Origin of the sequence: Flavobacterium galactosi (assembly GCF_048158585.1) — a bacterium.
GTDB classification, from domain to species: Bacteria; Bacteroidota; Bacteroidia; order Flavobacteriales; family Flavobacteriaceae; genus Flavobacterium; species Flavobacterium galactosi.
Genome location: NZ_JBLNKV010000003.1, coordinates 433,479 through 458,344, shown reverse-complemented (window position 1 = coordinate 458,344; position 24,866 = coordinate 433,479). Strand labels below are relative to the sequence as shown.

Genomic DNA, 24,866 nt, shown 5'->3' with positions numbered 1-24,866 from the left:
ACAAAGAAAACAACATGAAAAAAGGTTTGTCAACATTACTTTTATCATTTTATTCATTTTTTATTTATTCGCAAGACATTAGTTCGACTCAATCGAGTGTTTCTGCCGAGCGGTTTCCTGTTTTTTTGAATTGTGAAAACTTGCAAGCTAAGGAGTTGGAAAAATGTTTTTATTATCAAGTGCAAAATTTTGTGTTTCAAAATTTTGAAGTCCCTGGAAATCTGAAGCAAAATAATTTCAAAGGTAGTGTAGAAGTACTTTTTGAAGTCGATAGTAATGGTATTTTCAAAGTAATTTATGTAAATGCTACAGAGGAGGATTTGATAAAAGAAACTAAGCGTGTTTTTGCAGCATTTCCAAAGATTAAGCCCTCCACTTATAATGGGAAACCAACGTATTCTAAATATACAATTGCAATTGCTATTCCAGTGAAAAGTCCGGAACAGTTGGCTTCGGATGCGTTAGCTCGGGCAGAAATTTTGCCAAATGAAACAAAGCAACTTACCGAATTAGATAGTATAGTCTATAAAAAATTCAATAATCCACAGTTCGAAAGTCATTTGAGTATTCCTTTTTCACATAGTTATTATTCTCAATTTGATGCTTCTTTGAATCAAGTTGGAAGTAATAATCATACGGCATCAAAACCGTATACTTATGTAGAGGTTTCCAAATATTATGATCTTAAAACAGTGAATGATAAACTCAAAAAAAATGTTTCTGGCTGGTGGGCCAGAAAATTATGGAATGAGAGTACGGTTGAAATTCAGGGAGAAGACTATTGGTTTACTTTGAATCCCATTTTGGATTTGCAAGTAGGTAAAGCATCTCAAACCAAAGCAAATTACACGTATGTAAATACCCGTGGGATTAATTTTCGGGGTGGATTAGGAAAGCAAATTAATTTCACAACGACAGTTTTTGAAAGTCAGGGGCGATTTGCGGATTATTACAATCGTTATGCGGAATCTATAAAGCCAGCTGGGGGGAATCCTGCGATTATTCCGGGTATGGGTATTGCCAAAGATTTCAAAACGGATGCGTATGATTTTCCATTGGCGGAAGCCAATATAACTTTTGCACCCAGCAAACATTTTGATTTACAATTGGGTTATGGAAGAAATTTTATAGGAGATGGATATCGCTCTTTATTAGAAAGTGACGGGGCGAGTCCGCATCCTTATTTCAAAATAAACACTAATTTTTGGAAAATAAAATACACCAACACCTATATGTGGCTTAAAGATGTTCGTCCCGAGGTTACGCTCGAAAGAACTTATGCCGCTAAATTTATGGCAAATCATTATTTGAGTTGGAATGTGTCGAATAAATTGAATCTGGGCTTCTTTGAATCGGTAATTTGGACCGACACAAATAACCGCGGATTTGATGTGAATTTTGTAAATCCAATTATATTTTACCGTTCGGTTGAATTTGCCTCCTCAGCCAGAAGTGGGAATGCGCTTTTAGGACTGACTTATAAATACAAATGGAACAATCAGATCAATACTTACGGACAATTTCTTCTTGATGAATTTTCTCTTGGAGATATTAAAAAAGGGGATAATAGCTGGAAAAATAAATTTGGCTATCAATTAGGAATTAAGTATTACAATGCATTTCAGGTTGATAATTTAGTACTGCAATTAGAGTACAACCATGTGCGTCCGTATGTGTATTCCCATAGTAATCCCATCACAAACTATGGTCATAACAATCAGAGTGTAGGGCATCAGTGGGGCGGAAATTTCAAAGAATTCTTGCTAATTGCCCGGTATCATAAAGACAGGTATTTTGCTGATGCAAAAATAACGATGGGTACTCGAGGATTGGATTTTGATACTACAGAAGACAGTTTTAATTATGGAGGGAATATTTATAAGGATTATGATGAAAAGAGAGCATTAAACAGCGGAGTAAAAGTAGGACAAGGAAATAAAACAGCTGTTTTTATAACGGATATACAAGCGGGCTATTTGATAAACCCAGCAACCAATCTGAAGCTTTATGGAAGCTATATTTATAGAAGTTTTGATCCAACAAAGAATACGGCAACGACTTTCAATGAAAGTACCAATTGGTTTACTTTAGGAATACGTTCCGATGTTTTTAACTGGTATTTTGATTATTAGCATCCGTTTTATTTCGAAAAGAGTTTTTTATGAATTGTTTTTTGTCAAATCCCTTTTGATAAACTACTTTTGCAAAAGTTTTTACAAAGCAAATAAACATTCGTATTGAACGCAACAGAAAATACCCTTTCATTAAAATCTATCTACATTGATTTCCGCGAAATAACCAAAGCGCGTCTCGCTGTTAGCGTCGTCTTTTCTTCTATTGCAGGATTTATGCTTGGGATTACGGATATTCATTCTTTCAGTTGGATGGTATTGTTGAAACTGGCAGTTGGAGGATATTGTATGGTAGGCGCTTCTAATGCTTTTAATCAGGTTATTGAGAAAGATTTAGATGCTTTGATGGATCGGACAAAGAATCGTCCTGTTCCGTCCGGGAGAATGTCTTCAAATGCAGCCTTGATTATTGCCAGCCTTCTTACTGTTATTGGAATTATTTTATTGTATACGATCAATTCTAAAACAGCCATGTTTGGCGCGATTTCTATATTTCTTTATACAAGTGTGTATACGCCATTGAAAACCATGACATCATTGTCGGTTTTTGTAGGGGCATTTCCGGGTGCAATTCCTTTCATGTTGGGATGGGTTGCTGCAACGGGCGAATTTGGCATAGAAGCAGGAACTTTATTTTTAATTCAGTTTTTCTGGCAGTTTCCACATTTTTGGGCTATCGGATGGTTTTTATATGAAGATTATGAAAAAGCAGGTTTTTTTATGCTTCCAACAGGGAAAAAAGATAAATCAACCGCCTTACAGATCATTCTATATACGGTTTGGCTTATCATAGCGTCGCTTTTGCCAGTTCTGGGTTATACGGGTCAGCTATTCATTACACCCATAGCGGCAATTATTGTGTTCTTGCTTGGGCTCTGGATGCTTTATTATGGCGTGCAATTATACAAATTGAGAACGGCAAAAGCCGCAAGGACTTTAATGCTGGTGAGTGTTTCTTACATTACATTGTTACAATTGGTTTATATATTTGATAAATTTTTAAGATAGTTATGGAAATTACAATGACAACAGACGAACATAAATCAAGAACAGCCCGGTCATACAAGTTGATACTGCTGTTTGCGATGGTTAGCATGACGATGATGTTTGCAGGACTTACTAGTGCTTTTGTAGTGAGTAAATCGAGAGCCGATTGGTTGAAGGATTTTCAATTACCAACTGCTTTTTATTATAGTACCGTTGCAATCATTGGTTGTAGCGTTACTTTTCATTTAGCAAAAAAAGCAATTCAAAAAGACAATCAAAAAGGAACAACTATATTTCTTTTGTCTACCTTAGCATTAGGAATTTTATTTGTGATTTTGCAATTCGCAGGCTTTGGTCAAATAGTGTCAAATGGGTATTATTTTACAGGAAGTGAGAGTTCAATAACAACAACTTTTTTGTATATTGTAACCGTTGTACACTTGGCTCACCTTGCTGGGGGGCTAATTTCACTGCTAATTATAATTTATAATCATTTTAAACAAAAATACAATTCAACTCAAACTCTTGGAATTGAACTAGGTGCGATGTATTGGCACTTTCTTGATTTTCTATGGGTTTATTTATTTTTATTTTTATATTTCTTTAAATAATAAAAAAACGTAAATTTGGGAACTTTTTAACGAATAACTTATATGGAAGCGACAGTTACTACTGCAAATAGTGAAGAAAAAACTTGGGGAGGCGGCAATGAGCCAATGGGAGCAAGTTATGGCAAATTGATGATGTGGTTTTTTATCGTATCGGATGCCTTAACATTCTCTGGATTTCTAGCAGCTTATGGATTTTCTAGATTTAAATTTATTGAGACATGGCCATTGGCCGATGAAGTGTTTACTCACTTTCCATTCATGCACGGGGTATCTGCTCCGATGTATTATGTAGCATTAATGACGTTTATTTTGATTTTTTCATCTGTGACAATGGTTTTGGCTGTTGATGCGGGTCATCAAATGAAAAAAGATAAAGTGGTTCTTTACATGTTTTTAACAATCATTGGAGGTATGATCTTCGTTGGTTCACAAGCATGGGAATGGAAAAATTTCATAAAAGGGGAATATGGTGCTGTTGAGACAAAAGGAGGTAGCTTACTTCAGTTTGTTGATAAAGAAGGACACCGTGTAGCACTTGCTGATTTTGCTGCAACCTTACCGGAAGAAAGAGAACAATTGACAAGAAGCAAAGGGAAGTGGTTTATGGATGAGTCTTCATTGGCATCTTATTCAGTTGCTGAAGTTCAAGCAGGTTTCAAAGCACATCCTGATCTTTTGATAAGAACTGAAACGATTACAGCTGAAAAGCAGAAAACTGTTCTTTCGAGAAAAGATTCAGAATTAAGATTAAGTCAAGCTAGTTTAGTGATCGAAGGAGCTAATTTAACGCACAATGAATACGGAAGTAAGTTATTTGCTGATTTCTTTTTCTTTATCACAGGGTTTCACGGTTTTCACGTATTTTCAGGGATCATTATTAATATCATTATATTTTTTAATGTTCTTGTAGGGACTTATGAGAAAAGAGGAAGTTATGAAATGGTTGAAAAAGTGGGGTTATACTGGCACTTTGTCGATTTAGTTTGGGTATTTGTATTTACGTTTTTCTACTTAGTTTAATTTTAGATTTATCATTATGTCACACGAACATGTTTCTAATACAAAAAGGATTTGGACAGTTTTTGGTCTCTTATCTGTAATAACAATTGTTGAGGTAATTTTTGGAATTATTAAACCAGATGTTCTTCACATGAATAGCTTTATGGCAATGAGTTTACTAAACTGGTTGTTTATAATCTTAACACTTGTAAAAGCATATTATATTGTATGGGCTTTCATGCACATGGAAGGGGAGAAAAGTACGCTAAAAAATGCAGTTGTTTTACCAGTAATTTTTTTAATATTATATTTGCTTTTCATTCTTTTGACTGAAGGGAATTATATTTATGAGGTTTTTAAGAATTCTACGATTAAATGGAATTTTTAACAAGATATTAATTCAAAAAAAGGGTACGCATTGCGTGCCTTTTTTTATTTTTGTACTTTAAATTTTATCATTGTAATGAAAAAGAATATCGTCCTTTTTGTCCTTTTTGTTTTACCTATTGTTGCTTATCTTTTTTTTGCATCCGGTATTAATAGTTTTACGAAGTTGCCTGTTATTACACCTAAAATTGCTGATTTTGGAGAATGGAAATCCTTAAACGGGGAAAAAGTCAGTTTGAATAATAAAATAACCATTTTAGGGTTTTCGGGTTCTGAAATTTTAAAAAACAGAGGTAATTTTTTTAATCTAAATGAAAAAATATACCAACGATACCATACTTTCAAGGATTTGCAATTTGTTGTGCTTTGCCCTTTAGGCACTGAAGGCGATACAAAAAAGGTAGTCGATGCTCTGGGTGCTTTTACTGATGTGAGCCAATGGCATTTTGTTTTTGCTTCTCCTCAAGAAATCGAAACGTATTATGATCAACTTAAACTTGTTGGAAATCTGGATAAAAATTTAGGTACTCCAAATGTTTATATTGTAGATAAAGAACGAAATCTGAGAGGGAGAAAAGAAAAGAAAGAGTATAAGGAAGGGTATAATACATTTCATCCTGCTGATTTAAGTAATGAAATGCTAGATGATTTTAAAGTTATTTTGTACGAATATCGTGCCGCACTTAAAAAAAATCATAACGCTACAAAAGAACTTTAATTCTGAGAATTTATGCTTAAAAATAAATCATACATAGGAATCTCCTTTATTATTTTACTTTTTGGGATTTATGCCGTGCCCAAAATAATTGATAGAATACAAAATAACGATATTGTAAAAGGAGATCGTTTGGATAAAGTTGACGCAACAAAAAATGATGATGATAAATTAGTGAAAATCGGTCCTGCTCCAAAATTTGAATTAGTAAATCAGGATAATAAAAAAATTAGTAATGAAACCTATAAAGGGAAAGTGTATGTTTTAGAATTTTTCTTTACAACCTGTCCTTCAATTTGTCCAAAAATGAATTTGAGCATGTTGGCTATTGAGAAGACTTTCTTTGGAAATCCTAACTTTGGAATTGTTTCGATTACTATCGATCCGGCTCATGATACTCCGGCAGTTCTAAAAGCACATGCTAAATTATTAGGAGTTAAATCGTCTAATTGGAATTTCCTGACGGGAGAAAAGGATTATATTTTTAACATTGCCAATAAAGGGTTTAATCTTTATGTTGGGGAAAACAGTAAGGTGAGTGGTGGTTTTGAGCATTCCGGATTGTTTGCCTTGGTAGATAAAAACGGTACTATCCGTTGCAGAAAAGATGACTTTGGCAATCCAATTTTATATTACGACGGATTAGATAAAAAAGGGGTTAGAGACATTCAACAAGATATTAATATTTTATTAAAAGATTAAAATGGAAGACAAATCGATTGAAAAAAAATATAGTAAATGGATTATTACCCTATCTGTACTTATACCAGTGGCTGTAGCTATACTTTTCAAAGTGAAACTGAAAGATTTTGGTATCCATGTTGCCCCTTTGCGTTTCTTACCTTCAATATATGCTACTATTAATGGCGTTACAGCTGTTTTATTGGTTTCGGCAGTCTTGGCGATTAAAAATGGAAAAAGAGTGCTTCATGAAAATTTAATGAAATCTGCAATTGCTTGTTCTATTGCCTTTTTAGTTATGTATGTTGCGTATCATATGACGGCCGATTCCACTATTTTTGGAGATAGCAATCATGATGGTGAAATAGACGTTGCTGAAAAATTGAATGTGGGCAATTTAAGACTGGTTTATTTTTTAATTTTGATTACACACATTATTTTATCGATTGTTATTATTCCACTTGTTTTAGTAACATATGTTCGAGCTTTAGCCCGTAGATTTGATAAGCATAAAAAAATTGCCAAAATAACATTCCCAATTTGGTTGTACGTTGCAGTTACTGGGGTTGTTGTTTACTTAATGATTTCACCATATTATGTTCAATAAAGATAAAATGAAAAAGATGTTAGCGATACGGTTTTCAAGATTTGTAAAGACTAGTTTCTTTCTTCTGATTTCTTTCTTCTTATACTTACCCGTAAATGCCCAATGTGCCATGTGTCGTGCCGCATTATCTGGCGAAGGGAATAAAGCTAAAGCAGCGGCAGTAAATGACGGAATTGTTTACTTAATGGTTATACCTTATCTTCTGGTTGGAGCTATTGGTTATGCTGTTTATCGCATGAGAAAGAATAAATCAAAGTAGATCCATAATTATTTTAAACCGTCAACCGATACATTTACGGTTCCTTTTACTTTTATAAAAGCAATGATTGCCTGATTGGTTAGTTCTATTTTTTGGAATTGAATATCCTCCATTTTCCCGTTTACAAAAACACCTGGCATTGGTGAATAATTTTTCAAATAATTCATCATGCTTTTTTTGCCTTCGTCTAAATTTGGTTTAATCGAATAGCGACAACTTTGCTGAATTTTTCTTAAGACCAATCCTTGAGCCAACCAATTAGCTGTTCGCATTAATTTGTTCTTTGTGTCCAAGGCATAATCTAATTTGTCAAAAAACACTTCTTTCGTTTTGTCATTATATTGTGGGAAACCTGCCAGATAAATGGTTCCGTTTACAGATCCCAATACATCTAAGGCAATTATCATTTTGCCGTTCTTGTGCCAAATAGCTACGTTTTGAACTTTAACTTTCTTACTTCCAGATCCAAATTCCTGTCCGGAGAAATTGGTAGTCATTATTTTTGAAGCTTCGTCATAAGGAGAAACGGCAACAATATTTGCGGTTATTTCTTCTGGAATTTTTATGACGGGTTTTAAAACAATTTTGTTTTTGTCAAATTTTGATTCGGGTTTCTTGCCTATCAATGTTTCCATAGTACATTTCATACCCATGTTTAGCAAAAAAGTATCGTTTTTTAGTTTGGCAGTAGTAGAATAGATTTCAATTGGAACAATACGAAGCCAGCTTTGATATTCTTCATTCATTTGAAAAGGGGTACAAATTTTTTCTAATGCGGAAAGAACATTAGGTTTGAAATCCATAGCTTTTGCTATAGCATCGTCAATTTTTTTTTCAATTTTAGATTTAAAAAGTTTGATCCCAGGATTAATCAGGTAAGTTACAGGCACATTTTTTCCAAAAATGGACATCGTTGGGCTTTCGTTCCAGTCTAATGATTTTAGTTCGGTTTTAGTGTTTAGTTTCCAGTTAATCAATCCGGTTTCACTTATTAAAGTCACCACGCCGTCCAGATTGAATTCTCGTGTGTCATAAAATTCAACACCCATTTTTTTTGTGCCAATTCTATATTTTACAATAGCCTTCAGCGGTAAAATAGTTTTTATTTTATCTCCAGCAACTCCTTTGTCATTTGTAATCGTAATTGGTGCTTGTTTCCAAACTTTCATTTCTATGTCATCATCTTCAATAATGTTGTCTTCATAGATTAATCCGTTTAAGATGGAGTTCGTTTGGTTTTCAATATCTTTTAGTTTTATGCTAATCGGCAAATTAATAAAAGAGGGAATGTTTTCGTAAACTAAGGGAATAGCATCATCGGGTTCCGGTTTTAATGTAGCTATTTTTTGAGAAGTGGAACAACCGGAAATCAACACGATAAGAAGGATAATCAATAAGATTGAAAAGGATTTTAGCATTTTGTTTTAGTTTAAAAGAGCAAAATTAACAAAACAAATATATTTTTAGTATTTTTTGTAACAAATGCTAATTTTCAAAGTCTAATTGTTTTTATAACGGATTCTGTTGTGAATTATTTTATAATATTTCTAAGTTCTTTAATAGAAAAACTTAAATTTGTTTAGCAGTGATACTGCACTTTTATTCGAAATATATGGGAAAAAGAAGTTTTCTTAGTTTAATTCTAATGTTAGTTTTTAGCATTACCATTCAGGCACAATCTAAAAAGTGGACCTTGGAAGAATGTGTGAAATATGCGATACAAAACAATATTTCAATCAAGCAAACCGAATTAGATTCCAAAACGGCTGCAATTGATAAAAAAGGGGCAATAGGAAATTTTCTTCCTTCTTTAAATGCGAATGCCTCCCATTCTTGGAATATTGGATTGAATCAGGATATTACAACAGGACTTTTACAAAATAAAACAACTCAGTTTACTTCTGCAGGAGCAAATATTGGGATTGATATTTATAAAGGCTTGCAAAATCAAAATACACTTCGCAAAGCCAATCTTTCGATAGTAGCCGCAAAATATCAATTACAAAAAATGCAGGAAGATGTAGCGCTAAATGTTGCCAATGCTTTTTTACAGATTCTTTTTAATAAAGAGAATTTAAAAGTGCAACAGGAACAATTAGGGATCAATCAAAAACAATATTCACGTTCAGAAGAATTAGTCAATGCAGGATCAATTCCTCGTGGAGATTTATTGGATATAAAAGCGACTGTAGCGTCTAATAATCAAAATGTAATTTCAGCTGAGAATGCTTTGTTGATTTCAAAATTGAGTTTAGCTCAGTTATTGCAATTAAAAGAATTTGAGCGTTTTGATATCATTGATGATACTAATGCTAAAGATGAAAACAATATTTTAGCACAAACTCCAGCAGCAATCTACGATAAGGCAAAAGAAAATAAAATCGAATTGAAAATTGCCAAAACCAATTTGGAGATAGCGGAGAAGAATGTTGCTATTGCAAAAGGGGCTTTTCAACCGACGCTGCAAGGATTCTATAGTTTTAGTTCCAGAGTTGCTTATAGTGACAGAATTATAGGTGTTCAGCCGAATACATCAAATCCTACATCTGTAGTTGGGTATGTAGAGGGGACAAATCAAAATGTTTTGCAAAATAATTTTTCTCCCGTTTTAGGAAATGCATTGCCATTTTGGGATCAATTTAGTAACAACAAAGGACAATCTTTTGGGGCGCAATTGTCTGTTCCAATTTTTAATGGGTTTTCAGCAAGAAATAATGTGGAGCGTTCTAAAGTAAGTTTAGAAAAATCAAAAATTGCATTAGAACAACAGGATTTGGACCTGCAAAGAAATGTTTTTACAGCCTTTACAGATGCGAAAGGAGCTTTGAATGCTCATGAATCTTCCATTATAGCATTAGAATCAAGACAAGAAGCTTATAATTATGCAAAAGAAAAATATGCAGTGGGATTGATGAATTCTTTTGATTTCAACCAATCACAAACGTTACTTACTAATGCACAATCAGAGGTTCTTAGAACAAAATACGATTACATTTTTAAAATTAAAATTTTAGAATTCTATTTTGGAATTCCAATCATTAAAAACTAGATTATTATGTCAAAAAAAACGATTTATATCTTAATTGGTAGTGCAGTAGTTGTTATTGCAGTATTGATAGTCCTTTCGAAAAAAGGAATTATTGGAAATAAAGATAAAGGTAAAGAAGTCGAAATAGTTCAAGTTGACGCTACTACAATAGTTGAAACTGTTTCTGCTACGGGGAAAATTCAGCCTGAAATTGAAGTGAAAATATCCTCAATGGTTTCAGGAGAAATTATTTCATTACCTGTAAAAGAAGGACAAGTAGTCAAAAAAGGTGATTTATTAGTAAAGATAAATCCGGATTTATATACTTCGGGATTAAATAGAACAGTTGCTAATTTGTCTGGAACTAAAGCAGGTTTGAGTCAGGCGGATGCCTCTTTTAAAGAAGCTAAAGCAAGTTATGACAGAAATAAAACGTTATTCGATAAAGGAATTATTTCCAGATCTGATTGGGATAAATCAATTGCTTCTTTTGAAGTTGCAAAAGCGACCAAACAAACGGCCTATTTTAATGTAAAAAGTGCTTCCGCTTCGGTAAATGAAGCTCAAGATAACCTAGGACGAACAATTATTTATGCACCTGCCGATGGAACCATTTCGGTGCTTAATGTAGAACTTGGCGAGCGTGTTTTGGGAACGCAACAAATGGCTGGAACAGAATTGTTGAGAGTTGCCAACTTGAATAATATGGAGGTTGAAGTTGATGTAAATGAAAATGATATTGTAAAAATAAAAGTAGGTGATGAAGCAAAAGTTGAAGTTGATGCTTATTTGAAAAAACAGTTTAAAGGAATTGTTACCAGTATTTCTAACTCGGCTAGTTCTTCTTTGACGGCGGATCAAGTAACTAATTTTAAAGTAAAAATTAGAATACTTAAAGAATCCTATCAGGATTTATTAGAAGGGAAACCAGACACGTATTCTCCTTTCAGACCTGGAATGACCGCAACAGTTGATATTATTACCAAAACAAAAAAGAATGTATTGTCTGTGCCAATTAGTTCCGTTGTAGTAAAATCAGATACCACTGCAGTGAAGGAAATAAAAATTGAGGATCCTCAATCCGATGAGAAAAAAGCAACACCTAAAAGTGATAAGAAATTGGAATGTGTTTTTGTAAAAGTAGGTGATAAAGCCAAAATAAGAATCATTAAAACTGGAATTCAGGATGATACTAACATTGAAGTTTTGACTGGACTTAAAAAAGGTGATGTAGTTATTACAGGACCGTACACTACAGTTTCGAAAGAACTTAATTCTGGAGATAAAGTAACACTAAAAACAGAAAAAGATAAAGAAGAAAGCAAGAAATAATACATAAAGTACATATATTTGAAAATCACAATTGTAAATTTTATTTTAGGGTTGTGATTTTCACGTTAAAATAAAAATAAAATTGGATTACATACTTAACATCGAAACCGCTACAAAAAACTGTTCTGTTGCTCTTGCAAAAGAAGGAAAAACAATTCTGTGCAAAGAAATAGCAGAAGAAGGGTATTCTCACGCCGAACGATTACATGTTTTTATTGAAGAAATTATACAGGAAGCCGGGATTACGTTCAAAGATTTAGTTGCTGTTGCGGTAAGTCAGGGCCCTGGATCTTATACCGGATTACGAATAGGAGTTTCTGCCGCAAAAGGGCTGTGTTTCGCTTTAGACATTCCTTTGATTGCTGTTGATACCCTGAAAACGTTAGCTTCTCAGGTTAAAGTTTCAAATGGCTTGATTATTCCAATGATTGATGCTAGAAGAATGGAAGTGTACAGCGCCATTTTTACACCTAATTTTGAAAATAAAAGAGGAACTTTAGCCCAAATTATAACTGAAAATTCATTTGAAGATTTACTGGAGACACTTTATTTTGTGGGAGATTGTGCCGAGAAGTGCAAAACAGTTTTAACCAAAGATAATTTTGTTTTCTTGGACGCTATCAAATACCCTTCAGCCAAAGAGATGAGTTTGTTAAGTTTTGAAAAATTCAAAATAAAAGACACGGTAGATGTCGCTTATTTTGAACCATATTATCTGAAAGATTTTATGATTACTACCTCAAAAAAATAATATGTTTATTAAGAATTAGCATTGGATGATTCTCTAACATAAGGCTGAATTATAATATCGGCAGTATCAAATGCTACTTTACAGCTTTCTAAAGTTTGAGAGAAGACTTCGCCAAAATCTTCATTATTTGCCCATGGTCTAACCGCAAGTTGGATGGCATTGTCAGTCAAATTCTTTACGGAAACTTCGGCAACTGGCGTTTTTAGTATTTTGGGGTTACTATTTAAAACAGCGGTAATAATGTCTTTTGCCTTTTTAATATCGGTATCGTAAGAAATGGCAATCGTTAAATCGGCTCTCCTAAATCCTTGCAAGGAATAATTGATAATTGTCCCATTGGATAAAGCCCCGTTTGGAATAAAAATAGTTTGATTGTTCCCGTTGATTAATTTGGTCACAAATATTTGGATTTCGCTAACGGTTCCAATATTACCCTGTGCCTCAATGGTATGTCCTACTTTAAAAGGTTTGAACATTATAATTAGCATTCCCCCTGCAAAATTTGACAAGGAGCCTTGAAGCGATAACCCAACGGCTAGCCCCATTGCACCAAGAATGGCAACAAAAGAGGAACTTTCTACTCCTAGTTTTGAAATGACAGCTACAAATAATAATACTCTTAAAACCCAAAGTAAAACATCAGCCAAAAAGGTGGTCAAGGTAGGATCCAAATCTCTTTTTACCATTGTTTTTCTAATGATTCTATTGATAAGCCGAATGGAGTAAAGGCCGACAAATAAAATAATAAAGGCTGAAATTACTTTAGGGGAATAGTCAATCAATTCTTTGATGAAAGTGTCTGCGTAACCAGTTAATTGATTAGGATTAAGGATCATTTTTTAAATAATAAAAAACCCTCTCAAAAGAGAAGGTTTAGGTTTGAAGCGCAAAAATACAAATAAATTATTTTTCTTTAAATTAATCGGCGTCTTCTTCTGTTTTATTTATGGTTTTTTTGGCAATTTCAGTAGCTTCTGAATCGGCATCATTAGCCAATGCGTTTGTTTTTTTAGAAATAGTTTCAGCATTTTCCGAAACTACTGCTTTGGTTTTACTGGCCGCATCTTCAACTTTGTCAGCGGTTACTTCAGTTTTTTCTTTTATGCTTTCTGCTGCTTTTCCTAAAGCATCACTTGTTGTATCTTTAGCATGACCCGTAAAATCTTCTACTTTAGCTATAATTGGCGCAGCAGTTTCTTTTACTTTATCAAAAGTGTCCTCGGCAAATGTCTCTACTTTTTCTAAAATTGGTGCGGCAGCTTCTTTTGCTTTATCAAATTTTTCTTCTGCAAATGTTTCCGCCTTTTGAATGTAAGGTGCTGCGGTTTCTTTAGCATGTTCAAAAGTTGTTTCGGCTTTGTCTGCTAATTCACTGGCTGTTTCTTTGGCTGAGCCAAACAAATTTTTTAAAAATGAAGATAGTCCCATGTTGTTTATATTTGATTAGACTTACAATATTAAGCAATTTTTTCTAAGAACGCTTTATTAAACCGTTAATAATTTGCTGAAAATCAGTGTTTGGCGCTAAATAAGTTTGGTTATGACAAACGGAAAAAGCGTTTCGTCATTTTTATATTGGGAAGCTAAAAAGAGAGGATTTTAAGTTTGTTTATTTTTGTGGAAATAGTAGCAGTGAAAAGATTGGAAGGATATCGGGAATCCTAAAAATAAATTATAAATAAAAAAAGCGTCTCAAATGAAACGCTTAAATTAATTGGGTCAAATTAATCTATTCGAGTTCGAAAGTTAATTTTAGGTTGACTCTATATTCTGTAATTTCTCCTCCACTTACGGCTGCACTATGGTCTTTAATGTATACAGAACGGATGTGTTTTACGGATTTAGCCGCCTTGGCAACTCCTTTTCGAGCTGTATCTTCCCAACTTATATCTGAACTGGAAAGCACTTCAATTACTTTTAATACTGACATAATTTCTATTTGTTAAGTTAAAGATTAAATGTACCTATTTTTATTTAAAATTTCTATTTAAAACGGTAATTATTTTATGCAACTATAACATTATCAATTAATTGTGTGTTTTTTTAGTTTGTTTATGCGTTTATTGCTTCCACTTTAATTCCTTCATCGTTCAACATGCTTTTCAACATGTTTTCGATACCGCTTTTTAAAGTAAATGTTGAAGATGGGCAACCGCTGCAAGCTCCTTGAAGGATTACTTTTACGGTTTTGTCAGCTTCGTTATAAGAGTCAAATGCAATATTACCTCCGTCAGCTTGTACAGCTGGTTTTACATATTCCTCTAATATGTTGATGATTTGTTGTGAAGTGACATCCAGATTGTCAAATTCTTTTGCTTTAGTGTTTTCTTCAGCTGTTACGGCTTCAATGAAATTTTCATCTAAAACAGTTCCTCCATTTTCAATATATTGCTTGATGAAACTTCTTATTTCTAAGGTGATTTCCTGCCATTCATTGATTTCATATTTGGTTACGGAGATGTAGTTTTCGTCGATGAAAACTTCTTTTACATATGGAAATTTGAATAGTTCTTTTGCCAATGGCGAAGCAGCAGTTTGATCAATGTTTTTGAATTCAATTGCATTTTTGGTCAACATCCGGCTCACCACAAATTTTAAAGCTGCTGGATTAGGAGTTGTTTCTCCGTAAACTGTTATAGGTTGTTTTTTTGTTTTGTTTTCGTCTGGGGTAATGATTATTCCGCCATCGTTTACAAATTTCTCTATTTGTTCTGCCACAGCATCTTTTACATCTTCCCATTCCACAATGCTATATTTTTCGATAGCGATGAAGTTTCCAGAGATGTAAATTGTTTTTACAAATGGTAAATAAAATAGTTGTTGGGCAAGTGGTGAAGATTTAGCCTCATCAATATTTTTGAATTCAAAACTTTCATTTTGAGTAATAAAATCTGCAAATTCAAATTTTAATATCGTTGGGTTTTGTGTTTCTTTTATGCTAATTTTTGTCATGATCTTAGTAAATTTTTACAAATTTAGTAAAGTTATTTTCCACGAATAGCTATATTTGAATTTTAATAAAATAAATTAACAATAATTTAGTTATTAACAAGGTATATATACCTCTTATTGAGTCAGCAATTCCTTTATATATTAGTATTTCTATGTATAACAAAATTAAAATTTTTGCGGTCCTGTTTTTTGTATATCAGTATTCTTTTTCACAAGAAGGAGTTGCTGTATATTCTGATTATCTATCGGATAATTATTATTTGATACATCCTTCAATGGCTGGAGCAGCAAACTGTGCGAAAATTAGACTTACGGCACGTAAACAATGGTTTAGCCAGGAAGATGCGCCAGAACTTCAAACACTTAGTTTTAATGGTCGAATAGGGGAAAAGGCTGGAGCAGGAATTATTCTTTTTAATGATAAAAATGGATATCATTCTCAAAAAGGAGTCAAGTTCACGTATGCGTATCACCTTATGTTTTCAAGAGATGAAATTGATTTAAATCAATTGTCTTTTGGTATTAGCGCTGGATTGATTCAAAGCCAATTAGACGAAACAGAGTTTTTGCAATCAGGTGATTTTGATCCTATTATTGATGGAACAGTTGTACAAAAAGATTCTTATTTCAATTTTGATATTGGAGCATCCTATAATTATTTAGATTTTTATGTTCATGGAACAGTTAAAAATGCCGTTGAAACGAGAAGAGATATTTACACGGAATATGAAAGTGATAATTTAAGGAAATATTTATTGAGTGCCGGTTATGTTTTTGGTGATTCGGATCGAATATTATTGGAACCGTCATTTTTATTTCAACTGGTGGATAAGACAAAAGAAAAATCAATTGACTTTAATATTAAGGCATATAAAAATATGGATTTCGGAAAGCTTTGGGGAGGTTTGTCTTACCGTAGAAGTTTAGACGGAGCAGAATATACTAATGGTTCAGGAGTTTCTAAGCAGAAACTTCAATATATTACTCCTATTGTTGGTGTTAATTTCAATAATTTCATGTTTGCTTATACGTATTCACACGTGTCAGGTGCCGCGAAATTTGATAATGGTGGCTTTCATCAAATCACTTTGGGAATCAACTTATTTTGTAAGCCTGAAAAGTACGAATGTAAGTGTCCTGCAATCAATTAATTTATTTTATTTATGTTAATTAAATCTGTTAACGGAAAAACACCTTCCATACCTGAAGATTGTTATGTAGCCGAGAATGCGACTATTGTTGGCGATGTAAGTTTTGGTTCTTCATGCAGTGTTTGGTTTAATGCCGTAATAAGGGGTGATGTAAATTTCATCAAAATAGGGAATAAAGTAAATATTCAGGATGGTGCCATTATCCATTGTACGTATAAAAAACACCCAACAATTATAGGAAATAATGTTTCTATTGGCCATAATGCCATTGTACATGGTTGTACCGTTCATGACAATGTATTGATTGGAATGGGCGCAATTGTTATGGATAATTGTGTTATTGAAAGTAATTCTATTGTTGGTGCCGGAGCGGTTATTACTCAAAATACGGTTGTTGGTTCTGGGTCGATTTGGGCTGGTGTTCCTGCTAAAAAGGTAAAAGATATAAATCAATCTGATTTTGCAGGGGAAATCGAACGCATTTCGAATAATTATGTGATGTATTCGAGTTGGTTCAAGGAAGAAGAGTAATCTATTTCACTTTTCAATAATTATAAGAATGGGCAAGAAAAAAGATAAGGCTTCACATATATTAAACACTTCGGTAACATTACTTGGGATTTGTTTCATTGTTCTTACCTCAATCCATTTGAATAATACTAAAGAAACTACTATTATTGATCAACTCATTGCAGTTTCTATTCTTATGTTTATGACCAGCAGTATTCTTTCTTTTTTATCTATGCGTAACACCAAAAAAGCCTAATGTAGACATGGAAAAACTGCAGATATGATTTTCTGATTGGACTTTTCTCATTGTTTGTTATCACAATGTTAATTACGCTGAATATTATTAAATAATGGTTTTTAATGAATTCAAGAAACTATAAATTGATTTTTTCAAAGAAAGAATTCTTGTAGCTTTCACTAATAGGAATTCTTTTTTCGGCAATAATAACCTTGTTTTTCTGGATTGATTTCACGTGTTTTATATTGATGATGTAGGACCTGAGAATTCTTGCAAAACCTTTGGATGAAAGTAAGTTTTCCAGTTTTATAAGACTGATTAATGTTAGTGTATACTTGTTGTCAGTGGTGTATATTTTGACATAATCTTTCAATCCTTCGATAAATAAAATATCTGAAAAGTTCAATTTTACATTTTCATATTCAGCACTTACAAACATAAAATCCTGTTCGATTTCAGGTGTGAAAATCAAGTTGTTACTTACAGGTGAATTTTGTGGATTGAAAATTTGTTGTGCCCGTAAAACGGATTTTAAAAACCGATGAAACGGAATGGGTTTTACTAAATAATCGACTGCGCCAAGATTAAATCCTTCAACAGCGTAATTAGAATAAGCGGTTGTAAATATGATTAGCGGTTTTTTCTCTATGGCATTAATAAAATCAATTCCTGAAAAATGAGGCATTTCTATATCCAGAAATATCAAATCAACATTGGACTGATTGATTATCGAAATAGCATCAATGGCGTTTGTGAATGTGTTTACCAGTTCAAGAGAATCCACTTTGCTAACAAATTCTTTGAGCAAATCAACCGCTAATGGTTCGTCATCTATCAATTACACATTTCATCTTTTTATTTTTTTTATTTAAAATGGAATAACTAAAATCAACATCAGGTTTCTTATTAAAAGAAGTTTGAATCTGGTCTAATAATTCTGGGACTACTATAATTGACTCAGAACTGGAATTGGACACCGATAATTAGTATATGCCATTGGAAATAGGAGTGGGTTTAAGCAAGGTTTTTAAGAATAACCTTATCTGATATTTGATTATGGAAAGGGATTGTGGAATAGCACCAATCAATCTGATTTGTATAGAAATTTTGTAAACCAAGATAAGTTTGCACTGGGATTTTCTTATAGTAAGTCAAAAAATATAAGAAGGTATTCGGATAGGATTCAATATTCAACAGGATTGAATTATGATACGGGTTATCTGGAGGTTGATAATAAAAGAATCAATTCAATGTCATTTTCGCTTGGGGTTTCGCTTCCTGTCGAAAACACTTTTTCAGCTTTGAATATTTCGTATTCCTATGGACAGAAAGGAAGAATCAGCGATGGACTTATCAAAGAAATTTATCACAAATTATCGCTTAATTTGGGTTTAGATGGGATTTGGTTTGTCAAAAGAAAATTTGAATAGATTAAAAATCTATTTCTTCAACAGTATATTTATTTTCTAAAATTTCAGTTAAAACCTTTGAATCACTATTGGTATAGAAAATAGGTTCGCTTTTTTCGGCTGACGAAAGCCCTATTTTTTCCTTTAATATTTTTTGAGTTTGTTTAGCAACAGCTTCACCAGAATCGATGATGTGAATGTGTTCTGGCAGTATCTTTTTTATTTGAGGAATCAAATACGGATAATGACTACATCCCAATACTAAATAATCGATGTTAGCTTCAATCATAGGAGTGAGATAGGAGTGGAGTAGTTTTGTCATTTCCGGCGAATTGATATCGCCATTTTCAATCAGTTGTACTAATCCATGGCCTACTTGCTCAATTATTTTGGTGTCCTGATACATTTCGGTAGTCTTATTAAAAAGCTCGCTGTTTAAGGTGCCTTGTGTAGCAAGTATTCCTATGATTTGCGTCTTAGAATGTGTCGCAGCAGGTTTTATGGCTGGTTCAATACCTATGAAAGGGACATCATATTTTTCTCGTAATTCGCGAATGGCATTAGTAGTTGCGGTATTGCAAGCTACTACAATCAATTTACAGTTCATTTTTAGCAGAAAATCAGTATTTTTCATGCTTAAGGCAACAATTTCATCTTTCGACTTTTGACCATAAGGAGCATTCTTGCTATCCGCTAAATAGATTGTTTTTTCATTAGGGAGTAAATCATGAATTGCTCTCCAAATTGAAGTGCCTCCAATGCCTGAGTCAAAAATTCCGATTCGTTTATTGTTGTTCATAGAAACAAAGTTAAGTGCTACCATTTAAATATCCTAAAAATTATTTTAACAAAAAAAAACTGCTCGATCCCAATTTGGGTGAGCAGTTTTTGAACGAGTATTGGTCTTTTAGAAACCTAAATCTTTTTTTACATCAATAGTCAAGTTTGGACCATCAGCAAGTAAAAGAGTAGAACCATCTAATACATATTGAAATCCTTTTGCTTTACCAACTTTTTGGATAGAAGTTCTTACTTTTTCCATTAAAGGTTTTACAATATCAGATTCTTTTTGTTGTAATTCTTTTTGAGCATTGTCTCTAAAATCAACAATTCTTTTTTGCATATCTTGAACTTCTTTAGAACGTTCTCCATTTACAACTTCAGTTACTGTTGCAGATTCTGCTTCGTATTTTTTTAATTTAGTTTGGTATTCTTCAACCATTTTTTTGTAATCAGCGTCATAAGTTCCGCTCAATTTCTCCAATTGTTTTTGAGCTTCTAACATTGCTGGCATTTTTGCCATAATCTCACTTACATCAACGTGAGCAGTTTTTGCTTGTGCATTAATAGTTTGGTTTGCACCAAAAAAAAGTATTCCGGCAATTAGTAAAGTTTTGATTTGTTTCATCGTTTTTAAAATATTTAGTATTAATTTTTGTTTGTATTTTCTTTTAATTTTTCTGCAGCTGCTTTTTTAATTGCTTCTCTTTCTTCAAGAGTTTTTTTTCTTTTTTCTTCTAAAGCCTTTTTACGATCTTCCAAGACTTTTTTACGGTCTTCTAAAATTTTTGCTTTTAGCTCCTCTTGTTTCAATTTAGCATCTTCTACTGTTGTTGTTGAAGGCACTCCAGTTGAATCATTGACTGTTGTTTTCGTTTTTAAATCGTCTATTTTACCAGAGGCAGAAATCGTGCCATTTTTTTTCGCTTCTCTTTCCTCGAGTATTTGTTTTCGTTTCTCTTCAGCTACTTTTTTGCGATCTTCAATCAGTTTTTTACGATCTTCCAGGGTTTTTTCTCGAAGTTCCGCCTGTTTTTGCTTTGCTTCGGCAACAGCTGTTTTTGCAGCTTCAATTTCTTGGGCTTTATCAGTTGCTGTCGATTTTTTACTATCGGTTACAATTCCGGTCTTTTTCGCTTCTCTCTCAGATAGAAGTTGTTGTCTTCTTTCTTCAAATTCTTTTTTCTTTTCTTCTTGAAGTAATTTCCTGTCAGTTATAATTTTATCTCTAGCTGCTTTTTTTTCATCCAATGCCTTTTGTCTGTCAGCCAAAACGGGATTTTCATCTAATGCATCCTCTTTGTTTTCTTTTGCTTCCTCTTCTTTAAGTTGTTTTTTGCTTAATTGTTCTCTCTTTTCAGTTCGATTCAATACGCGTACAACCTGATCGCTGATGTCAAATCTTTTTGCTGCAAAAAGCATTGTCAAATCAGAAGATTTATCAAAAATGAAATCATATTTTTTTGCTTCTGCGATATCCTGTACAGCAGTAAAAACTTGATCTTGTATTGGTTTTGCCAGAACTGATTTTTGTTGAATCAAATCTCCGTTGGCTCCAAATCTTTTTTGTTGGTAATCTAAATTCTCGTTTTCAAGGAACTTAATTTCTGTTTCTCTTTCGTTGATAAGTTCTTTTGTCAATAAAGCTTGCTCAGCCCTTAATGCATTTTTCAACTTATCAATTTCATTTTTTTTAACTTCAATCTCTTGTTTCCATTTTTGGGCTTTTTGCTCTAATTGGATTGTAGCTTCAGTATAATCCGGTACATTCTGAAGAATATACTCCATGTCAATATAACCTACTTTGGTCCCCCTTGTTTGCGCATGAACTGTATTTACTACTGTTAGCGCTAAAAATATAAATAAAAATTGTTTTCTCATAACTTTAATGTATTAGAAAAATTTTTAACTAATTTTTTTAAAATTGTTGTCCAATGATAAAATGGGTTTCCCATCCGTTTGGTTTGGCTGTTCCAGGTAAGGCATCAAAACCATATCCGAAATCTATTCCTAATAATCCAAATGCAGGCATAAATACACGTAAACCAGCTCCTGCGGAACGACTTAATGCAAACGGATTATAGCTTTTGAAATTTGCATAAGAAGAACCTGCTTCTAAAAACGTTAATGCGTATATAGATGCTGACGATTTCAGTGTTATAGGATAACGCATTTCCAATGAAAATTTATTATAAACTGTTGCTCCAATTTGCTCACCAGCACTGTTTACCGGAGTTAATGAGTTGTTTGGATATCCTCTCAACTGAATGGTTTCTCTACCATCCATAGAGTAATTTGCTAATCCGTCACCACCTACATAGAATCTTTCGAACGGCACAACACCTCTTTCTTGGTTGTATGCTCCAAGGAATCCAAATTCAGTTAAAGTTCGGAGTACTAATTTACCATAAATTTTTGTGTACCAATCCGCTTTGAACTTAATTTTATAATATTCTAACCAATTAAATTTCTTCTGATCCACTTTAGCTGGGTCAGCAGCAGCATCTTGGTAATTAGTCACTTTATTTGGAGTAACATTTGTTGTGCTAGGAATAGCTTCAACATAATCTCCTTCATTTACTTGTATTCCGTTTGAACCTGTATAAGTTGCTCCAGTATATTTGTATTTATATTCTTGTTGGTCCCCTAATGTTGCATAATCAGTCCCATTTATCAAAGAGTATGGAGGAGTCACCTTTGCCGAAATACTGAACTCTGAACCGTATGTTGGGAAAATTGGATTTACTCCTTTGTTGCTTCTGGTTAGACCTATTGTATACGCTAAGTTTCTTGAGGTTCCATTTCCAAATGTAAATAATCCTGTGTTGTAATTATGTAAGTCATAATGTTGGTAACTTATAGATTGTGACAATACAAAGAAGTCATCTGGTACCGTTAATCTTTTAGCTAAACCAACTGACAAAGTAAGGATATTAAAACTTTTAGTTTTATCAACTCTTTGTGTTACATAATTATTTAAAAACTGTTTGCTATACGATAGGGATGTGCTAAATTGTACTGGTTTTTTTTGTCCAAACCAAGGTTCAGAAAATGACATACTATAGGTCTGGAAATACGTACTTCCTTGTAATCTCAACGAAACTTTTTGACCATCTCCCATTGGTAATGGTTTGTAAGCATCTTTATTCAAAAGATTTCTTGCTGAGAAATTGTTAAATGATAATCCTAAAGTACCAATGAAACCACCTCCACCGTAACCACCTTGAAGTTCTATTTGGCTAGATCCTTTTTCAACAAGATTGTATTCAATATCAACTGTTCCTGCACCAGAATCTACATTTTTGAATTTTGGATCAATTGCTTCTGGATCAAAAAATCCTAATTGTCCTATTTCACGGATTGTTCTTACTAATTCTTCTTTACTGTATTTTTCTCCGGGTTTAGTTCTTAGTTCTCTATAAATTACACGGTCATTAGTTTTGTCGTTTCCTACAACCGTAATTTTATTAAAATAGGCCAAAGGTCCTTCAGTAACTCTTATCTCAAAATCGATAGTGTCGTTTGCTGTTTTTACCTCTACCGCATTTATATTTGAAAATAAATACCCGTTGTTTTGATATAAATTGGTAATGTCTTCGCCATCAGGTTTAGATTTATCTGCAATTCTTTTTTCTAGAAGTACACCGTTATAGGTTTCTCCTCTTTTAACACCTAAGATTCTGCTTAATAATTGATCTGAATAAACAGTGTTACCTAAAAATTTAATATTTCCAAAATAGTATTTGTTTCCCTCTTCTACATTTATTTTAATTGATAATGCATTTTTGTCTTTGTTGTAAGTAACAGAATCCGAAATTATTCGGGCATCACGATATCCTTTTTCTTTATAAACGGCTATTACTTTTTCTAAATCGGTTTTGTATTTTGCTTGTATAAATTTAGAGGCTTTCAAGACTCGAATAGGATTTTTCTGTTTCGTATCTTTCATTGCTTTACGCAAAACTTTATCTGATAATTTTGTATTACCTACAAAATCAATAGATTGGATTTTTATTTTTTGACCTTTATCAATATTTACAAGCATGTTTACTTGATTTATTGTTGTAGTGTCTTTAATGGTATTTATAGTTACTTTAGTATTGTAGTAACCGTCTTTTTTGTATTTATTTTCAATGTAATTTTTGGTAGTGGTAATTAAATTTTCGTTGACGATTTTGTTTTTAGTAAGACCATTATCTTTAATTAAACCTTCAGTTTTGTTTTTCTTAATACCAACAAATTTCACCTCATTTAACTTAGGTAATTCTGCGATGTTTAAGTCAAGATAAATACTGTCGTTTTGGATTCTATTAACGTAAAATGAAATTTCATCAAAAAGTCCAAGTTTTCCAAGTTTTTTAATAGCGCTGCTTATTTCTTCACCCGGAATTGTAATTTCCTGTCCTTTTTGAAGTCCTGCAAAAGTTACCACGGTCTGAGAATTGAAACTTATTTTTCCAATAACTGCTACATCGGCTAGAATGTATTTTTTTCCCTGGTCAAAAGGAACTCTTTCTTGAGCTTTAATTTGAGTAAAACTACCAAAAATCAAAATTGTAAGGACTGTTTTTATGCTTTTATGTAACACTAAAAAATTATTTAATTTGTTCACTTGTTTTTCCAAATCTACGTTCTCTTTTTTGATAACTAATAATAGCCTCATATAAATCTTGTTCTTTAAAGTCTGGCCACAGGATATCAGTAAAATATAATTCTGCATAGGCTATTTGCCACAACAAAAAATTACTTATTCTATGTTCTCCGCTGGTTCGTATTAATAAATCTACATCAGGTAAATTTTGCGTGTAAAGATGCTCATTTATAATTGAATCGTCAATAGTGTCTATTGAAATTATATTATTTTTAACTTTACTACAAATGTTTTTAACCGCATTGACTAATTCCTCTCTGGAACCATAGCTTAACGCCAGTGTTAATGTCATTTGCGTGTTGTCCTTTGTTTTATTTATTACATCGAGAAGTTCCTTTTGCGCAGATTTTGGTAATTTTTCCAGGTTACCAATAGCATTCAGTTTGATGTTGTTTTTTTGTAATGTGATCAGTTCTTTTTTTAGTGAATTGATCAAAACTCTCATTAACGTTTCTACTTCCAGTTTTGGTCTGTTCCAGTTTTCAGTAGAAAAAGCATAAAGCGTAAGATATTCTATACCTAATTTAGCACTGGCTTCTATTATTTTCTTAACTGATTTTGTTCCACTTTCGTGCCCTAAAGCTCTTAAAAGTCCTTTTTGTTTCGCCCAGCGACCATTGCCATCCATTATAATGGCTAAATGTTGGGGTAAATTTGTAGCGTCTATTGTAGGTAGTAAATCCATT

The 24,866-nt window shown here is 32.9% G+C and carries 26 protein-coding genes; 15 read left to right on the top strand and 11 right to left on the bottom strand.

Features of this window, described 5'->3' with window-relative positions:
* Positions 1-14: 14 nt before the first annotated feature.
* From ACM55M_RS08785 to ACM55M_RS08745, 9 genes are all read left to right on the top strand, one after another.
* A complete protein-coding gene (locus ACM55M_RS08785; RefSeq protein ID WP_416857201.1) occupies positions 15-2,132 on the top strand; it encodes a gliding motility protein RemB in 2,118 nt (705 codons plus the stop codon).
* A gap of 105 nt (positions 2,133-2,237) precedes the next feature.
* Entirely contained in the window at positions 2,238-3,140 is a 903-nt protein-coding gene (cyoE, locus tag ACM55M_RS08780; protein WP_416857200.1) for a heme o synthase, read from the top strand.
* 2 nt (positions 3,141-3,142) lie between these two features.
* A complete protein-coding gene (locus ACM55M_RS08775; RefSeq protein ID WP_416857198.1) occupies positions 3,143-3,730 on the top strand; it encodes a cytochrome c oxidase subunit 3 in 588 nt (195 codons plus the stop codon).
* 42 nt (positions 3,731-3,772) lie between these two features.
* The gene (locus ACM55M_RS08770; protein ID WP_416857196.1) at positions 3,773-4,750 is read left to right on the top strand and encodes a cytochrome c oxidase subunit 3; all 978 of its coding nucleotides are present in this window, start codon (positions 3,773-3,775) and stop codon (positions 4,748-4,750) included.
* 16 nt (positions 4,751-4,766) lie between these two features.
* Positions 4,767-5,117 carry a cytochrome C oxidase subunit IV family protein gene (locus tag ACM55M_RS08765; protein ID WP_416857195.1) on the top strand — a complete coding sequence of 117 codons (351 nt, stop codon included), beginning with the start codon at positions 4,767-4,769 and terminating at the stop codon, positions 5,115-5,117.
* 75 nt (positions 5,118-5,192) lie between these two features.
* Positions 5,193-5,834: a hypothetical protein gene (locus tag ACM55M_RS08760; protein WP_416857194.1), complete on the top strand. Its 642-nt coding sequence runs from the start codon at positions 5,193-5,195 to the stop codon at positions 5,832-5,834.
* A gap of 12 nt (positions 5,835-5,846) precedes the next feature.
* Positions 5,847-6,533: an SCO family protein gene (locus tag ACM55M_RS08755; protein ID WP_416857193.1), complete on the top strand. Its 687-nt coding sequence runs from the start codon at positions 5,847-5,849 to the stop codon at positions 6,531-6,533.
* A 1-nt stretch (position 6,534) separates the two neighbouring features.
* A complete protein-coding gene (locus ACM55M_RS08750; protein ID WP_416857192.1) occupies positions 6,535-7,119 on the top strand; it encodes a DUF420 domain-containing protein in 585 nt (194 codons plus the stop codon).
* Positions 7,120-7,126: 7 nt separating this feature from the next.
* Complete coding sequence (locus ACM55M_RS08745; RefSeq protein ID WP_416857190.1) at positions 7,127-7,378, top strand: hypothetical protein; 252 nt, start codon at positions 7,127-7,129, stop codon at positions 7,376-7,378.
* An 8-nt stretch (positions 7,379-7,386) separates the two neighbouring features.
* Here the strand turns inward: ACM55M_RS08745 and ACM55M_RS08740 are convergent, their stop codons facing one another.
* Positions 7,387-8,796, bottom strand: a complete 1,410-nt coding sequence (locus tag ACM55M_RS08740) for a DUF4403 family protein (RefSeq protein ID WP_416857188.1) — start codon at positions 8,794-8,796, stop codon at positions 7,387-7,389.
* 227 nt (positions 8,797-9,023) lie between these two features.
* Between ACM55M_RS08740 and ACM55M_RS08735 the strand changes: the two genes are divergently transcribed.
* The 3 genes from ACM55M_RS08735 to tsaB all read left to right on the top strand — a co-directional run bounded on the left by ACM55M_RS08735 (position 9,024) and on the right by tsaB (position 12,489).
* Entirely contained in the window at positions 9,024-10,427 is a 1,404-nt protein-coding gene (locus tag ACM55M_RS08735; RefSeq protein WP_416857186.1) for a TolC family protein, read from the top strand.
* Positions 10,428-10,433: 6 nt separating this feature from the next.
* Positions 10,434-11,738, top strand: coding sequence for an efflux RND transporter periplasmic adaptor subunit (locus tag ACM55M_RS08730; RefSeq protein ID WP_416857185.1), 1,305 nt, complete (start codon positions 10,434-10,436; stop codon positions 11,736-11,738).
* Between the two features lie 82 nt (positions 11,739-11,820).
* The gene (gene tsaB, locus ACM55M_RS08725; RefSeq protein WP_416857184.1) at positions 11,821-12,489 is read left to right on the top strand and encodes a tRNA (adenosine(37)-N6)-threonylcarbamoyltransferase complex dimerization subunit type 1 TsaB; all 669 of its coding nucleotides are present in this window, start codon (positions 11,821-11,823) and stop codon (positions 12,487-12,489) included.
* Positions 12,490-12,497: 8 nt separating this feature from the next.
* Here the strand turns inward: tsaB and ACM55M_RS08720 are convergent, their stop codons facing one another.
* From ACM55M_RS08720 to ACM55M_RS08705, 4 genes are all read right to left on the bottom strand, one after another.
* Positions 12,498-13,325, bottom strand: a complete 828-nt coding sequence (locus ACM55M_RS08720) for a mechanosensitive ion channel family protein (RefSeq protein ID WP_416857183.1) — start codon at positions 13,323-13,325, stop codon at positions 12,498-12,500.
* 82 nt (positions 13,326-13,407) lie between these two features.
* Complete coding sequence (locus ACM55M_RS08715; RefSeq protein ID WP_416857181.1) at positions 13,408-13,917, bottom strand: YtxH domain-containing protein; 510 nt, start codon at positions 13,915-13,917, stop codon at positions 13,408-13,410.
* A 301-nt stretch (positions 13,918-14,218) separates the two neighbouring features.
* On the bottom strand, positions 14,219-14,419 hold the full coding sequence (locus ACM55M_RS08710; protein WP_416857180.1) for a dodecin family protein: 201 nt from the start codon (positions 14,417-14,419) through the stop codon (positions 14,219-14,221).
* Positions 14,420-14,541: 122 nt separating this feature from the next.
* Positions 14,542-15,441 carry a NifU family protein gene (locus ACM55M_RS08705; RefSeq protein ID WP_416857178.1) on the bottom strand — a complete coding sequence of 300 codons (900 nt, stop codon included), beginning with the start codon at positions 15,439-15,441 and terminating at the stop codon, positions 14,542-14,544.
* A gap of 152 nt (positions 15,442-15,593) precedes the next feature.
* Between ACM55M_RS08705 and ACM55M_RS08700 the strand changes: the two genes are divergently transcribed.
* Positions 15,594-16,592, top strand: coding sequence for a PorP/SprF family type IX secretion system membrane protein (locus tag ACM55M_RS08700; RefSeq protein WP_416857176.1), 999 nt, complete (start codon positions 15,594-15,596; stop codon positions 16,590-16,592).
* A 12-nt stretch (positions 16,593-16,604) separates the two neighbouring features.
* Complete coding sequence (locus ACM55M_RS08695) at positions 16,605-17,123, top strand: gamma carbonic anhydrase family protein (RefSeq protein WP_416857175.1); 519 nt, start codon at positions 16,605-16,607, stop codon at positions 17,121-17,123.
* Positions 17,124-17,476: 353 nt separating this feature from the next.
* Here the strand turns inward: ACM55M_RS08695 and ACM55M_RS08690 are convergent, their stop codons facing one another.
* Positions 17,477-18,178, bottom strand: coding sequence for a LytR/AlgR family response regulator transcription factor (locus ACM55M_RS08690; RefSeq protein ID WP_416857174.1), 702 nt, complete (start codon positions 18,176-18,178; stop codon positions 17,477-17,479).
* Between the two features lie 229 nt (positions 18,179-18,407).
* Between ACM55M_RS08690 and ACM55M_RS08685 the strand changes: the two genes are divergently transcribed.
* Positions 18,408-18,770, top strand: coding sequence for a hypothetical protein (locus ACM55M_RS08685; protein ID WP_416857173.1), 363 nt, complete (start codon positions 18,408-18,410; stop codon positions 18,768-18,770).
* A 1-nt stretch (position 18,771) separates the two neighbouring features.
* Here ACM55M_RS08685 and murI read toward each other — a convergent pair whose 3' ends face one another.
* The 5 genes from murI to ACM55M_RS08660 form a co-directional block, all read right to left on the bottom strand.
* The gene (gene murI, locus ACM55M_RS08680) at positions 18,772-19,548 is read right to left on the bottom strand and encodes a glutamate racemase (protein WP_416857172.1); all 777 of its coding nucleotides are present in this window, start codon (positions 19,546-19,548) and stop codon (positions 18,772-18,774) included.
* 108 nt (positions 19,549-19,656) lie between these two features.
* Complete coding sequence (locus ACM55M_RS08675) at positions 19,657-20,157, bottom strand: OmpH/Skp family outer membrane protein (protein ID WP_416849358.1); 501 nt, start codon at positions 20,155-20,157, stop codon at positions 19,657-19,659.
* 20 nt (positions 20,158-20,177) lie between these two features.
* Positions 20,178-21,410, bottom strand: coding sequence for an OmpH/Skp family outer membrane protein (locus tag ACM55M_RS08670; protein WP_416857171.1), 1,233 nt, complete (start codon positions 21,408-21,410; stop codon positions 20,178-20,180).
* A 37-nt stretch (positions 21,411-21,447) separates the two neighbouring features.
* A complete protein-coding gene (locus ACM55M_RS08665) occupies positions 21,448-24,192 on the bottom strand; it encodes a BamA/OMP85 family outer membrane protein (protein WP_416857170.1) in 2,745 nt (914 codons plus the stop codon).
* Positions 24,125-24,865: an isoprenyl transferase gene (locus tag ACM55M_RS08660; RefSeq protein WP_416857260.1), complete on the bottom strand. Its 741-nt coding sequence runs from the start codon at positions 24,863-24,865 to the stop codon at positions 24,125-24,127. The genes ACM55M_RS08665 and ACM55M_RS08660 overlap by 68 nt, the downstream gene beginning before the upstream one ends.
* Position 24,866: the final 1 nt, after the last annotated feature.

Bases quoted from the DNA above. Each gene is read 5' to 3' on its own strand.
- ACM55M_RS08785 (WP_416857201.1), top strand. From the start codon at position 15: ATGAAAAAAGGTTTGTCAACATTACTTTTATCATTTTATTCATTTTTT.
- ACM55M_RS08775 (WP_416857198.1), top strand. From the start codon at position 3,143: ATGGAAATTACAATGACAACAGACGAACATAAATCAAGAACAGCCCGG.
- ACM55M_RS08770 (WP_416857196.1), top strand. From the start codon at position 3,773: ATGGAAGCGACAGTTACTACTGCAAATAGTGAAGAAAAAACTTGGGGA.
- ACM55M_RS08765 (WP_416857195.1), top strand. From the start codon at position 4,767: ATGTCACACGAACATGTTTCTAATACAAAAAGGATTTGGACAGTTTTT.
- ACM55M_RS08760 (WP_416857194.1), top strand. From the start codon at position 5,193: ATGAAAAAGAATATCGTCCTTTTTGTCCTTTTTGTTTTACCTATTGTT.
- ACM55M_RS08755 (WP_416857193.1), top strand. From the start codon at position 5,847: ATGCTTAAAAATAAATCATACATAGGAATCTCCTTTATTATTTTACTT.
- ACM55M_RS08750 (WP_416857192.1), top strand. From the start codon at position 6,535: ATGGAAGACAAATCGATTGAAAAAAAATATAGTAAATGGATTATTACC.
- ACM55M_RS08745 (WP_416857190.1), top strand. From the start codon at position 7,127: ATGAAAAAGATGTTAGCGATACGGTTTTCAAGATTTGTAAAGACTAGT.
- ACM55M_RS08740 (WP_416857188.1), bottom strand. From the start codon at position 8,796: ATGCTAAAATCCTTTTCAATCTTATTGATTATCCTTCTTATCGTGTTG.
- ACM55M_RS08735 (WP_416857186.1), top strand. From the start codon at position 9,024: ATGTTAGTTTTTAGCATTACCATTCAGGCACAATCTAAAAAGTGGACC.
- ACM55M_RS08730 (WP_416857185.1), top strand. From the start codon at position 10,434: ATGTCAAAAAAAACGATTTATATCTTAATTGGTAGTGCAGTAGTTGTT.
- ACM55M_RS08720 (WP_416857183.1), bottom strand. From the start codon at position 13,325: ATGATCCTTAATCCTAATCAATTAACTGGTTACGCAGACACTTTCATC.
- ACM55M_RS08715 (WP_416857181.1), bottom strand. From the start codon at position 13,917: ATGGGACTATCTTCATTTTTAAAAAATTTGTTTGGCTCAGCCAAAGAA.
- ACM55M_RS08710 (WP_416857180.1), bottom strand. From the start codon at position 14,419: ATGTCAGTATTAAAAGTAATTGAAGTGCTTTCCAGTTCAGATATAAGT.
- ACM55M_RS08705 (WP_416857178.1), bottom strand. From the start codon at position 15,441: ATGACAAAAATTAGCATAAAAGAAACACAAAACCCAACGATATTAAAA.
- ACM55M_RS08700 (WP_416857176.1), top strand. From the start codon at position 15,594: ATGTATAACAAAATTAAAATTTTTGCGGTCCTGTTTTTTGTATATCAG.
- ACM55M_RS08695 (WP_416857175.1), top strand. From the start codon at position 16,605: ATGTTAATTAAATCTGTTAACGGAAAAACACCTTCCATACCTGAAGAT.
- murI (WP_416857172.1), bottom strand. From the start codon at position 19,548: ATGAACAACAATAAACGAATCGGAATTTTTGACTCAGGCATTGGAGGC.
- ACM55M_RS08675 (WP_416849358.1), bottom strand. From the start codon at position 20,157: ATGAAACAAATCAAAACTTTACTAATTGCCGGAATACTTTTTTTTGGT.
- ACM55M_RS08670 (WP_416857171.1), bottom strand. From the start codon at position 21,410: ATGAGAAAACAATTTTTATTTATATTTTTAGCGCTAACAGTAGTAAAT.
- ACM55M_RS08665 (WP_416857170.1), bottom strand. From the start codon at position 24,192: ATGAGGCTATTATTAGTTATCAAAAAAGAGAACGTAGATTTGGAAAAA.
- ACM55M_RS08660 (WP_416857260.1), bottom strand. From the start codon at position 24,865: ATGGATTTACTACCTACAATAGACGCTACAAATTTACCCCAACATTTA.